Origin of the sequence: Lentzea sp. NPDC058450 (assembly GCF_042721395.1) — a bacterium.
In the GTDB taxonomy this organism is placed as follows: Bacteria; Actinomycetota; Actinomycetes; order Mycobacteriales; family Pseudonocardiaceae; genus Lentzea.
Window position 1 is genome coordinate 20,491 of record NZ_JBHXLO010000055.1, and the last position, 12,281, is coordinate 32,771.

At 69.7% G+C, this 12,281-nt stretch carries 11 protein-coding genes and 1 tRNA gene; 7 read left to right on the forward strand and 5 right to left on the reverse strand.

Annotated elements, in window-relative coordinates; translation table 11 throughout:
* Positions 1-121: 121 nt before the first annotated feature.
* On the forward strand, positions 122-880 hold the full coding sequence (locus ACFWNN_RS44385; protein WP_382445993.1) for a hypothetical protein: 759 nt from the start codon (positions 122-124) through the stop codon (positions 878-880).
* A 63-nt stretch (positions 881-943) separates the two neighbouring features.
* Here the strand turns inward: ACFWNN_RS44385 and ACFWNN_RS44390 are convergent, their stop codons facing one another.
* On the reverse strand, positions 944-1,375 hold the full coding sequence (locus tag ACFWNN_RS44390; RefSeq protein WP_382445994.1) for a hypothetical protein: 432 nt from the start codon (positions 1,373-1,375) through the stop codon (positions 944-946).
* A gap of 282 nt (positions 1,376-1,657) precedes the next feature.
* Here ACFWNN_RS44390 and radA point away from each other — a divergent pair, with 282 nt between their 5' ends.
* The 3 genes from radA (at position 1,658) to ACFWNN_RS44405 (ending at position 3,915) form a co-directional block, all read left to right on the forward strand.
* Positions 1,658-3,058, forward strand: a complete 1,401-nt coding sequence (gene radA / locus ACFWNN_RS44395; protein ID WP_382445995.1) for a DNA repair protein RadA — start codon at positions 1,658-1,660, stop codon at positions 3,056-3,058.
* 86 nt (positions 3,059-3,144) lie between these two features.
* On the forward strand, positions 3,145-3,285 hold the full coding sequence (locus ACFWNN_RS44400) for a hypothetical protein (RefSeq protein WP_382445996.1): 141 nt from the start codon (positions 3,145-3,147) through the stop codon (positions 3,283-3,285).
* 96 nt (positions 3,286-3,381) lie between these two features.
* Positions 3,382-3,915, forward strand: coding sequence for a hypothetical protein (locus tag ACFWNN_RS44405; RefSeq protein WP_382445997.1), 534 nt, complete (start codon positions 3,382-3,384; stop codon positions 3,913-3,915).
* Between the two features lie 54 nt (positions 3,916-3,969).
* Here the strand turns inward: ACFWNN_RS44405 and otsB are convergent, their stop codons facing one another.
* From otsB to ACFWNN_RS44420, 3 genes are all read right to left on the reverse strand, one after another.
* Positions 3,970-6,501 carry a trehalose-phosphatase gene (otsB, locus tag ACFWNN_RS44410; RefSeq protein ID WP_382445998.1) on the reverse strand — a complete coding sequence of 844 codons (2,532 nt, stop codon included), beginning with the start codon at positions 6,499-6,501 and terminating at the stop codon, positions 3,970-3,972.
* A gap of 45 nt (positions 6,502-6,546) precedes the next feature.
* Entirely contained in the window at positions 6,547-7,980 is a 1,434-nt protein-coding gene (locus ACFWNN_RS44415) for a trehalose-6-phosphate synthase (RefSeq protein ID WP_382446003.1), read from the reverse strand.
* Positions 7,981-8,049: 69 nt separating this feature from the next.
* Positions 8,050-9,477 (reverse strand): threonine/serine exporter ThrE family protein, encoded by a 1,428-nt coding sequence (locus ACFWNN_RS44420; protein ID WP_382445999.1) that lies wholly within the window; start codon positions 9,475-9,477, stop codon positions 8,050-8,052.
* Between the two features lie 175 nt (positions 9,478-9,652).
* Between ACFWNN_RS44420 and ACFWNN_RS44425 the strand changes: the two genes are divergently transcribed.
* The 3 genes from ACFWNN_RS44425 to mgrA all read left to right on the forward strand — a co-directional run bounded on the left by ACFWNN_RS44425 (position 9,653) and on the right by mgrA (position 11,849).
* Positions 9,653-9,725 (forward strand) — tRNA-Thr (locus tag ACFWNN_RS44425).
* Between the two features lie 465 nt (positions 9,726-10,190).
* Positions 10,191-10,757, forward strand: coding sequence for an RICIN domain-containing protein (locus ACFWNN_RS44430; RefSeq protein WP_382446000.1), 567 nt, complete (start codon positions 10,191-10,193; stop codon positions 10,755-10,757).
* A gap of 63 nt (positions 10,758-10,820) precedes the next feature.
* A complete protein-coding gene (gene mgrA, locus ACFWNN_RS44435; RefSeq protein WP_382446001.1) occupies positions 10,821-11,849 on the forward strand; it encodes an L-glyceraldehyde 3-phosphate reductase in 1,029 nt (342 codons plus the stop codon).
* A 1-nt stretch (position 11,850) separates the two neighbouring features.
* On the opposite strand, the gene ACFWNN_RS44440 is transcribed toward mgrA, so the two are convergent.
* On the reverse strand, positions 11,851-12,281 hold a 431-nt coding region (locus tag ACFWNN_RS44440; RefSeq protein ID WP_382446002.1), incomplete at its 5' end, for a sensor histidine kinase.

A 12,281-nucleotide genomic window follows, 5' to 3' on the forward strand; every position in this document is an offset into this window, starting at 1 on the left:
CTCATCGAAGATCGACTGGCAGCCAGTCGCGCCCTCGATTCGGGCCCCGGTTAGGCTCCTTGCCTGGTGGTTGTTCCCTAGGAAGGACGCTGGAGCCGTGAACTCAGGAGTGTCTCGCCGGATGATCGTGACGGCAGCGCTGGCCGCGGGCCTAGGCCTGGTGGCGGTCGGCTGCAGCGCCGGTCAGGTCACCCAGACCGACACCCAGGTCGCCGCCGTCGACGGTGCGAGCGGCAACGCGGGCCCGATCGCGGTGCGCAACGTCATGCTCGCTTTCCCGCCGGACGGCAACCGGTACCACGAGGGCGAGGACGCGCCGCTGACGTTCGTCATCGCCAACACGGGGTCCGCCGCGGACAAGCTGCTCTCCATCAAGTCGGAGGGCGCCGAGTCCGAGGCCGAGGTCGTCGGCACGAAGGAGATCCCGGCGCAGTACGCGCTGCGGGCCGAGTACGACGCCTCGAAGGCCCCGGTGAAGCCGTCCACGTCGGCCTCGTCGTCCGTGGTGCCGACCTCGGGTGCGCCGTCCTCGAACGTGACGCCGTCCTCCGGCGCCCCGTCCTCGAACGTGACGCCTTCTTCGGGCGCCCAGTCGTCCGTCGCGGGCACGCCGTCCTCGGGCAACCCGTCGTCGGTCGCGTCGTCCTCCGGCCGCCCGTCGGGCTCCGCTGCGGCGTCCTCGTCGGCCGCGCCCGTGGACCCGGACCTCGAGGTGCTGGAGATCCGCTGCACGCTGAAGAAGCTGAACCGCGACGTGGTGGCCGCGCAGACCGTCAAGGTCACGTTCCTCTTCGAGAAGGCGGGCTCGCTGACGCTGGAGGTGCCCGTGGCGCCGTCCGAGCACAAGCGCACGAGCGAGAACCACGAGTCGGGTCACTGATCTCTCTCGAACGCTGAAAACGCCGCCTCCCCACGTCGGGGAGGCGGCGTTTCTCGTCGTGCGTCAGGCCTTGAGCATCGGGCGGAACCTGTCCCGGTAGGCCCACGCGAGGCCGATCTCGGCGGCGACCACGACCACCGCCATGACCGTGCCGCTCGGCTCCAGGAAGACGTGGAACAGGAAGATGTTCACGATCACCGGTGCCAGCAGGGCCAGCGCCAGCGGCACGAACCGTCCCGCGACGAGCAGCAGCCCCGCGACCAGTTGGACGCCGCATGTGAGCGGAAGCATGTAGCCGGTCTCGTAGAGCGCGGCGTTGAAGGCCACACCTCCCGGAGCCATCGTGCTGGGATCGGGGGCGGGCATGAACATCAGGAAGCCGTTCAGGCCGGTCGTGGCGAACAGCAGGCCGGTCAGCACGCGGGTGACGACGGTGGCGTAGCGGCCGATGGCGAACTTGCGGGTCTGCGTCTGCGTCGCGGTGGCGGTGCTCACGGTGTCCTCCAGGCTGTGTCGTGTCCTTCCACTGATGCGTCGAACGGCCCCAGCACCGGATCGACAAGCAGCCAGAAAATCTTGAAAGTTTCTCCGCGCCACCGCTGAGCCTCGGTTTGGCCAGCGGGCAGAAGCCTGGTGCGCGCCCCTCGACCAGCTCCGACGGCAGGCGGCTTGCGAGGTGTTCGCGAGTTCGCGAGGACCGACTCCCCGGCGAACGAGCCGCCGCTGCGGAGCAGCGGCAAACCAGCACTGTCGGACCCTTGCTCTAACGTTCGTTCTGTGGCGAAGACACCCCGGCCGATCTTCCGTTGTGCCGAGTGCGGGCACGAGGTGGCGAAGTGGTTCGGCCGCTGCCCCGAATGTCAGGCGTGGGGCAGCATCGAGGAACGAGGCACCGCGTCGGTGACGCGCGTGGTGGCAGGCGCGCCGACGTCGGCCGCACGTCCCATCGGCGAGGTCGACATCGAGTCGGCACGGGCGTTGTCGACCGGCGTCAGCGAGTTCGACCGCGTGCTGGGCGGCGGCCTGGTGCCCGGTGCCGTCGTGCTGCTCGCCGGCGAGCCCGGCGTGGGCAAGTCGACGTTGTTGCTGGAGACGGCGCATCGCTGGGCGGAGTCGCACGGGCGTTGTCTCTACGTCACGGGCGAGGAGTCGGCGGGTCAGGTGCGGTTGCGCGCCGAACGCACCGGCAATCTCCACGCCGAGATGTACCTGGCGGCCGAGAGCGAGCTCAGCGCGCTGCTGGGCCAGGTCGACCAGGTGAAGCCGTCGATGCTGATCGTCGACTCGGTGCAGACCATGTCCACGGTGAGCGTGGAGGGCGTGCCCGGCGGCGTCACGCAGGTGCGGACCGTCGCATCAGGACTGATCGCGATGGCCAAGGAACGCGGCCTGCCGGTCGTCCTGGTAGGACACGTCACGAAGGACGGATCCGTTGCGGGGCCGAGGGTTCTGGAACACCTCGTCGACGTCGTGCTCCAGTTCGAAGGCGACCGCCACTCCAGCCTGAGGCTGCTGCGCGGCATCAAGAACCGCTACGGCGCCGCGGACGAGGTGGGCTGCTTCGAGCTGCGCGACGACGGCATCGTGGGCGTGCCGGACCCGTCCGGCCTCTTCCTGACCCGCCGCGAGAAGGCCGTCGAGGGCACCTGCGTGACGGTGATCGTCGAGGGCAAGCGCCCGATGCTGGGCGAGGTGCAGGCCCTGGTGGCCAAGACGAACCTGCCCGCTCCGCGCCGCGCGGTGAGCGGCCTCGACTCGGCGCGGATCTCGATGGCCCTGGCGGTGCTGGAGAAGCGCGGCAAGGTCAACCTCTTCCAGAAGGACGTCTTCACCGCGACCGTGGGCGGCATGCGCCTGACCGAACCGGCCGCGGACCTGGCCGTGGTCCTCGCCGTGGCCTCGGCCGAACGCGAGATCGCCCTGCCGGCCGACCTGGTGGTGCTGGGCGAGGTGGGCCTGGCGGGGGAGATCCGGCGCGTCAACGGCGTGGGCAAGCGCTTGCAGGAGGCCGCGCGGCTGGGCTTCAAGAAGGCGCTGGTGCCGCCGGACCACGGCCCGCTGCCGGACGGCGTGCGCGCGCTCGTGGCGAACGACCTGGTGTCGGCGCTGGACGTGCTGGGCCTGAACCGCAGGCGTGCCGCGAAGAAGGAGGATTCACGCGAGCCCGGCGATGACTGAGCCGCGCACGAAGTTCCGGTGGTGCCCGCGCCTCTGGCGATGAACGAGTCCGAGAGATTGCCGACCTCCTGCGCCGAGCGCCGGCCGTGGTCCCACCAGAGGTCCGAAACGACGCGGATGACTCGGCGGCCGACGTGCGGGCCTACCTCGACGGTGGTGACTGGAACGTCGCGCTGGAACGGCTCCGCGCGGTCGGCGGCATCGCCTGGCAGACCTCGTCGCGCTGAGCCCGGAGGGGTGGCGGCACCTCAGGCCCGGTGACGTCATCACCACGCACGAGGGACAGCCGGTGGCCGGCACGGCGACTGTGATCGAATACGCGGGTGTTGGGGAGACACGACAGCGAGATCGGTGAGTTGTTGCGGTACGCCGTGTCCTTGGTACCGCCCGAGGTGCGGGGCGACGAGCTGCCCGACTACCTGGACCTCGAAGAGTGGGAGCTGGTCCTCCAGCTCCTGGGGGACTTCGACGGCCACACCTGGCAGACGCCGCGCTACTGGGCCCTGCTGGCCGAGGCGGCGACGCAGATGGACCAGGACGAGGCGTGGTTCCAGTGGCGTTGCGTGGAGTCGATCCAAGGCCTGCTGCGCATCGAGCTCACCCTCGCCGTGGCCGCGGAACCGTTGCAGGCCAGGGGAGAACGCCCGCTCTGGGACATCACCGGCAAGACCCAGCGGGTTGCCGCGCTGTGGATCGAGTCCAAGCCGGTTCTGGGGCCGGGCGAACGCGCTACGGCCCGCCTGCGTCCGTTCGTGCCGCCGGCGTGGACCCACCTGATCCGCGGCGACACGATCACCCTGCACGGCACCTCGCCGGGGACGGCGAAGATCATCGAGAAGGTCCCGCCCAGGCTCTGAGACGGCAACCGCCGCGACCCCGGGAAGGGATCGCGGCGGCGCACGGAAAGCGTTCTACTGCGAGAGCAGCTGGGCGCAGCGGATCAGGCCCAGGTGCGAGTACGCCTGCGGGTGGTTGCCCAGTGAGCGCTCGGCGACCGGGTCGTACTCCTCGGGCAGCAGGCCGGTCGGGCCCGCCGCCGCCACGATCTGGCCGAACAGCTCCTCGGCCTCGGTGCGGCGACCGGTCAGCAGGTACGACTCGATCATCCAGGCCGCGCAGAGGTGGAAGCCGCCCTCGTCGCCCGGCAGGCCGTCGTCGCGGTGGTAGCGGTAGACGGTGGAGCCGGACCGCAGTTCCGCCTCGATGGCGGTGACGGTGGACTGGAAGCGCTCGTCGGTCGGGTCGATCAGGCCCGACAGGCCGACGAACAGGGAGGCGGCGTCGAGGTCGTCGCCGTCGTAGGCCGTGGTGAACGACTGGACGTCGTCGTTCCAGCCGTTCTTCAGGACGTCGGTGGCGATCGTGTCGCGCAACGGCACCCAAGAAGCATCAAGCTCCCGGCCGAACTGCTCGCCGAGCTTGATGGCGCGGTCGATCGTCAGCCAGCACATGACCTTCGAGTACACGTGGTGGCGCGGCGCGTGCCGTTCCTCCCAGATGCCGTGGTCGGGCTCGTGCCAGCGCCGCGAGACGGCCTCGGCCATCGCCTGGACCATCGTCCAGTCGGCGTCCGACAACGACCCGCGCGCGGTGGCGAGCTGCACCACCAGGTCCACGACCGGGCCGAAGACGTCGAGCTGCACCTGCTGGTTCGCGAGGTTGCCCACGCGGACCGGCCGGGACCCCGCGTAGCCGGGCAGCGACTCGATCACGGCCTCGGCGCCCAGCTGGGTGCCGTGCAGCGTGTACAGCGGGTGCAGGCGCTCCGGGCCCGGGATGGTCTCCAGGACGCCGTGCAGCCACGCCAGGAAGCCGTCGGCCTCGGCGAAGGAGCCCACCGACACCAGGGCGGCGGCGGTCATCGCGCCGTCGCGGAGCCAGCAGTAGCGGTAGTCCCAGTTGCGGACACCGCCGAGCTCCTCGGGCAACGAGGTGGTGGCCGCGGCCATGATCGAGCCGGAGTCCTTGTGCACCAGGCCGCGCAGCGTCAGAGCGGAGCGCAGCACCAGGTCCGTCTGCACCTTCGGCAGGTGCAGCCCGGCGGCCCAGTCCGACCAGTAGCCGGCCGCGCGGTCACGGCGGACCGACTCGGGCGACACGTGCTCGGACAGGTCGTCGGTGCCGCACCGCAGTTCCAGCAGCACGGGCGCACCCTCGCGCGGACGCACGACGGCGCGGGCCGTCTCCTGCTGGCCGTCCGAGGTGATCTCCCAGTCGACGCCGGGGGAGCGCAGCACCATCGGGTCCGAGGTGCCGACGATCCGCAGGCCGTCGCGCTCGCGCAGCAACCGCACCGGGACCTGGCCGAACTCGGGACGCGGCGCGAACGTGATCACCGCGTTGGTCGAGCCGGAGATGCGGCGCACCAGGTCGGTGCGGTGCGACGCGAGGTCGTGCTCGAGGTAGTCGGTCACCAGCAGGCGCGACCACCGGGTCTCCACGATCATCGTGCCCGGCAGGTAGCGCTGGCCCAGCGGCAGCGAACCGTGCTCCGGCTTGATCGAGAAGTGGCCCGCCGACGGCCCGCCCAGCAGGTCCGCGAAGATCGCCGCGGAGTCCGGCTCGGGGTGGCACAGCCAGTTGACCTTGGCGTCCGGGGTCACCAGGGCCACGGAACGCTCGTTCGCGAGCATCGTGAGGCGCTCGATCGGCACGGCCTGGTCGCCGTGCAGCCACGCCCGGCGCTCCTCCAGCAGGAACGCGAGCACGGTCGCGACGTCGGCCGGGTCGGACACGTAGTGCTCGGCCAGCGACTCACCGGCACCCACGCGGATGCCCAGGTCGGGGCCGGACAGGCGCGCGAACGCCTTCTCGTCCGTCACGTCGTCGCCCAGGAAGATCGCCGCGGTGGCGCCGACCTGGTGACGCAGGATGTCGAGGGCGTGGCCCTTGTTGGTCTCGACGACGGCCAGCTCGATCACGGCCTTGCCCTCGGTGACCTGCACGCCGCCCCAGGTGCAGGGGCCGGAGCGCACGGCGGAGAGCACGGCCTCGCCGATCGCCTCGGTCGCCGCACGACGCACGTGCACGGCGATCGACGCGGGCTTGACCTCCAGCTGGACGCCGTCCTGGCCCTCGGCGATCTGCTCCAGCTCCGCTTCGAGGCGGCGCAGCAACGCCTTGGCGTCCGCGTCGAGCGCGTGCACGAAGCCGACGTCGAACTCGGAGCCGTGCGACCCGACGAGGTGGACCTCGCCGGGCAGTCGGGACAGGGTGGCCAGGTCGCGCAGCGCGCGTCCCGAGATCACCGCGGATGTGGTCTCGTGCAGCGAAGCCAGCGAGCGCAATGCGTTCACCGACTCCGGGAGCGGGCGCGCCTGCTCCGGGTCGGCGACGATCGGCGCCAGCGTGCCGTCGTAGTCGCTCGCGACGAGAAGTCGTGGGGTCCGCGCGAGCTGAACGATCGCTCTGCGCAGTTCGGCGGGGAGGGCCTCGGCGGTCAACGCCCCTCCTGGAGCACTCGAAGGGTCAGGTGGATCTGAAAGGATTCAGACCGAGGTCTGCGTGCCCAACGCCTCCAGGAAGGACCTTGCCCAGCGATCAACGTCGTGGGTGAGGACCTGACGGCGCAGCGCGCGCATCCTACGGCGGCCTTCGGCGGGATCGATGTCGAGGGCGGCCTGCAGAGCGTTCTTGACACCGTCCAGATCATGGGGGTTCACCAGGAACGCGCTGGTCAGTTCTGCGGCAGCGCCGGCGAACTCGCTGAGCACCAGAGCTCCACCAAGATCATATCGGCAGGCCACGTACTCCTTGCACACGAGGTTCATTCCGTCCCGAACGGGCGTGACGACCATGACGTCCGCCGCGCTCATGAACGCGACGAGCTCCTCGCGGTTCACCGACTGGTGCAGGTAGTGGACGACGGGTTTGCCGACCCGGCCGAACTCGCCGTTGATCCGGCCGACGGACTGCTCGATGTCCTTGCGCATCGTCACGTAGTGGTCGACGCGCTCCCGGCTGGGCGTCGCGAGCTGCACCATCGCGACGTCCTCCGGGTCCACGCGCCCGTCCGCGATGAGCTCGTACAGAGCGCGGATCCGGACGTCGATGCCCTTCGTGTAGTCGAGACGGTCCACGCCGAGCAGGATGCGCTTGGGGTTGCCGAGGTCCGCTCGAATCTGCTTCGCGCGGGCCTGCGTCTCCTTGCGCCGGGCCACCGCGTCGAGGCCCGCGCTGTCGATCGAGATGGGGAACGCGCCGACCCGCACCGTGCGGTCACCGACCTGCACGACACCTGGCCGAGTCCTGACACCAACGGTGCCGCGACTCGGCTCCAGGCCCACGAGCCGGCGGGCCAGCCAGAGGAAGTTCTGCGCGCCGCCGGGACGGTGGAAGCCCACCAGGTCGGCGCCGAGCAGGCCGCGGATGATCTCCGTGCGCCACGGCAGCTGCATGAACAGCTCGACCGGCGGGAACGGGATGTGCAGGAAGAAGCCGATCTTGAGGTCGGGCCGTTGCTCGCGCAGCATCGCCGGCACGAGCTGCAGCTGGTAGTCCTGCACCCACACCGTCGCGCCCTGTGCGGCCACCTTCGCGGTCGCGTCGGCGAACCGCTGGTTGACCTTCACGTACGAGTTCCACCAGTGCCGGTGGAACGCAGGCTGCGCCACGACGTCGTGGTAGAGCGGCCAGAGCGTGCCGTTGGAGAAGCCCTCGTAGTAGTCCTCGACCTCCTTGGCCGAGAGCTCCACGGGGTGCAGCAGCAGGCCGTCGTCCTCGAACGGCGACACCACCGTGTCCGCGACGCCGGGCCAGCCGACCCAGGCGCCGCTGTGTGAGCGGAGGAACGGCTCGAGCGCGCTCACCAGCCCTCCCGGGCTGTGCTTCCAGCGCTCGGTCCCGTCAGGGAGCCGCTCCAGGTCAACCGGCAGCCGGTTGGCCACGACTACGAACTCTGCCCCGTTCTCGCCAATGTCCATGCTCACGCGAAAGACGCTAGCCGCTGTGCGTGTCCTCGGCGTGTCGTGTAACCCCCGTCACAGCGAGTTTCACTCCAAACGACGCGTGCTGGGTTTGAGCGGCCCGGACAGGCGCGGACCTGCGAACTTCCGCTCCAGCCGACCTAGTCCGGTGCGCACCGGCTGGGCCAGGTACTCGCCGAACACGACACCTCCGGCCAGGGCGAGAGCAATGCCACTCGCGAACACCAGCGTGCTCAGGCCGGCCGTGTCGCCCTCCGCGGTGAGCTGGAACAGGCCCCGGTACGTCGTCCAGCCGGGCAGCAGCGGGACGACGCCCGCCTGCACGACGACGAGCGTCGGGATGCGCAGGCGGCGGGTCATCGTCGCGCCACCGAACCCGGTGATCGCGGCGGCCACGGCCGAGGCCAGCAACGCGTCCAGTCCGAGGCTCGTCATCAGGCCGTAGGCGGCGGTGCCGATCGCGCCGGAGATGGCGGCGGCGACGAGCGCGCGGGGCCGGGCGTAACAGGCGAGCGCGAAGAACGCACTCGTCGCCGCGCCGGCCGCGAACTGCATCGGCACCGCGGAGATCAACGCGGGCAACGGGTCGCTGAGCTTGATGTCCAGTCCGAAGTGGACGGCCGCGCGGATCGCCAGCGCGACACCGACGATCAGACCGGCGCTGAGCAGCACGGTCTCCACGGTGCGGCCGGCGGCGGTGACGTTGTAGCCGGAGATCGCGTCCTGCACGGTGCTGACCAGCGCGAGCCCCGACAGCAGCACGACGATCCCGACCGCGACCAGCAGGCTCGGCCGGACCGGCAACAGCCCGGTCGAGTAGATGGCGAGCGCCGCACCCGTGCCGAGCGCACCGCCGACGAGCTGCTGGAAGAAGAACGGCAGGTTCCGCCGGTTGAGGAGACGTCCGACCCGGTCGACCACGGCGCTGATGCCGGCGGCGGTCAGTGCGAGCACCACACCACCACCGACGAGGAACGCGACGGCGGCGGCCATGCCGGCCCATGCCGCTGTGGCGACCCAACGCGGATATGGGTGCGGTGCGTTCGTTATGTCTTCGAGCCGGGCATGCGCTTCTTCGATGGGCCCGAGATTGCGCACGAGGTGTTCGACGTCCGCGAGTCGCGTGTAGTCGAGGCTGCGCTGCCGGACGACGCGGATGGACGTGATGGGCAACGCCTCGGTGCCGCGATGACACGACACGCTGATAGAGGTGTAGATCACGTCGACTTCCGTGTGCGGAAGTCCATAGCTCTCGGTGACCGAGAGAATCGTCGCTGTCACATCGGCCGCGCCGGCCCCACTGGCCATTTGGACCTCGCCGATCTTCAGGGCGAGATCGAGTACCAGGTGAACCGTGGTGTCATCGGGCAGAGCAGGGCCGTGCAGGCTGTTCGTGGAAATCTCGTGCACCTCCGTCGTGTGATCGTGACGGACTCTTCGACTGTTGCTGTGTCGTCGGCCACCTCCGATCGGGCGACCCGAAATGGAGGACATGATCACTGTCCGTTGGTTACCCTCCTGACCTGGTCAAGGTCGTCACCCCGACGCATTGATCCACTCAGTTGGTTGGTCCGACTCCGGTCGGAGCAATCCGATCACACTGAGAGCAGACCGTTCGCCGCAGGTAGCACCCGCAACGGGCGCTTACGATGTTCGCGAACACGAGCCGGCCGGCGTAGCTCAATTGGCAGAGCACTCGCCTTGTAAGCGAAAGGTTAGGGGTTCGATTCCCCTCGCCGGCTCTTTTCCGGCGCCCTGACCAGCCATGACGGTTGGTCAGGGCGCCTTCTTGCTTCCCGGGACCGGTCGCCGTTCCTTTCCCGGGGGCGAATCGGACACCCTTCACGCAGGTCGGTCGAGGCTCGTACGCCCTCCCGAAGTTCGTTCGCTGTTCTCACCGACGCAGTTTCCGGCACTATCCGCACCGCCGCATGTGCGTTCCGTAGTCGTTTGGTCGCCGGTCGACTCGACGGAACTCGGGAACGCCTTGAATTGCGGTCGAAGAGGCGCGCTCAGGAATGAGCGGACCTCCTGTGCGGACCGCCGGCACGGCGCTGCGGAGTGGCCGAACTCACGCACGGCGGGGTCGGCGATCGGCTGCGGCCGACCGGCTTCGGCCGTTCGTGTGGCCGTGCAACTGGGCTCACGACGGTTCCGGTGAGCCGTACCGTCAGTGCCTCGACCGCACGGCAATTGGGGGATTGCTCATGGCGTTTCTTCAGCGTGTTCTGGTCATCACCGCGGCGCTCTTCATGGTCGCGTCACTCAGCACCACCGCGCAGGCCGCGGACGGGACGATCACCTACGTCAAGCGGACCGGCGGCGAGATGGCCGCCCAGCAGGCCTACTTCCTCAAGAACATCAACACCGGTCGTTGCCTCGCGATCAGGGGCGCGGCGAACTACAACGGGTCGCCCGCCTTCCAGCACGACTGCGGCTTCGCGGACCAGATCTGGGAGATCCGGTACTACGGCTACGACCGCTGGGAGGTCCGGAACACCTTCACCGGACGCTGCCTCTCCATCCGGTCGGCGGACAACTACAACGGCTCGCCGGCGTTCCAGCTCGACTGCGTGCCGTACGCGGACCAGCACTGGTTCATCGTCGACGCGTACGACTCGATCGGCCGCTACCTCTACAGCATCCTGATCAACAACGTGACCGGGCGCTGCCTCGCGGTCCGGTCGGCGGCGAACTACAACGGGTCGCCCGCGTTCCAGCACGACTGCAGCCCGAACTACAACGACCAGCAGTGGAAGTTCCAGCAGGCGTGACCCGGGGTGTGCCCACGAGATCATGTCCTGCACTGTCTCGTTAGGACGTGACATCGTGGGCACATGTCCTACCTCGCGGATAGCGCGCGCTACGACCAGATGACCTACCGGCGGACGGGACGCAGCGGCCTCAAGCTGCCCGCCATCTCGCTCGGCCTGTGGCACAACTTCGGCGGCGACCGGCCCTACGAGTCGGGTCGCGGGATCGCGCGACGTGCGTTCGACCTCGGCGTCACGCACTTCGACCTCGCCAACAACTACGGCCCGCCCTACGGCTCGGCGGAGATCACGTTCGGGCAGATCCTGAAGGACGACCTCCGGCCGTACCGCGACGAGCTGGTGATCTCCACCAAGGCCGGCTACGACATGTGGGACGGCCCGTACGGGGAGTGGGGCAGCCGCAAGTACCTGCTCAGCTCGCTCGACCAGTCGCTGACCCGGATGGGCCTCGACTACGTCGACATCTTCTACTCCCACCGGTTCGACCCCGAGACGCCGCTGGAAGAGACCATGGGCGCGCTCGTGTCCGCGGTGCAGCAGGGCAAGGCGCTCTACGTCGGCATCTCGTCGTACTCGCCGGCGAAGACCCGCGAGGCGGCGCAGCTGCTCAAGAGCGCCGGGGTGCCGTTGCTGATCCACCAGCCGTCCTACTCGATGCTGAACCGCTGGATCGAGCCGGAGCTGCTGGACACGCTGGAAGAGGTGGGCGCGGGCTGCATCGCGTTCTCGCCGCTCGCGCAGGGCATGCTGACCGACCGGTACCTCAACGGCGTGCCGGAGGGGTCGCGGGCGACGCAGGGCAAGTCGCTGTCGACGGACCTGCTGACGGACGAGAACCTCGGCCGCATCCGCGCGCTCAACGAGATCGCGAAGTCGCGCGGGCAGTCGCTGGCGCAGCTCGCGCTGTCCTGGACGATCCGGGACCCGCGGGTCACGTCGGCGTTGATCGGCGCCTCGTCGGTGGGGCAGCTGGAGCAGAACCTCGCGGCGCTGCAGGCGCCGCCGCTGACCGACGACGAGCTCGCCGAGATCGACAAGTACGCCGTCGAGTCGGGCATCGACCTGTGGGCCACGAGCTCCCAGGCCGAGTAACTCAGGCCGCGTGCCGGGGGAGGCGGATCGTGAAGACCGTCGACCCCGGCCTGCTCGTCAGCTCGATCGTGCCGCCGTGCGCCTCCACCAGCGACTGGACCACGGCGAGCCCCAGGCCGCTGCCGCCGCGCTGCCGGGTCCGCGAGTCGTCCACCCGGTAGAACCGGTCGAAGATCCGCGCCTGGTCGGCCTCCGGGATGCCGGGGCCGCTGTCGCTCACCCTGATCACCGCCCAGCCGTTCTCGGCCGTCACCTTCACCGCCACGGCGGTGCCCGCCGGCGTGTGCACGGCCGCGTTGGTCAGCAGGTTGTCGAGCACCTGCCGCAGCCGCGTCGGGTCTGCGGTCATCCGCACGGTGTCGGCGTCCAAAGTCAGCGGGTGCGTCGTGCGGGTCGCGTGGAACGCGTCCGCGGCGGCCTCGGCGACCGCCG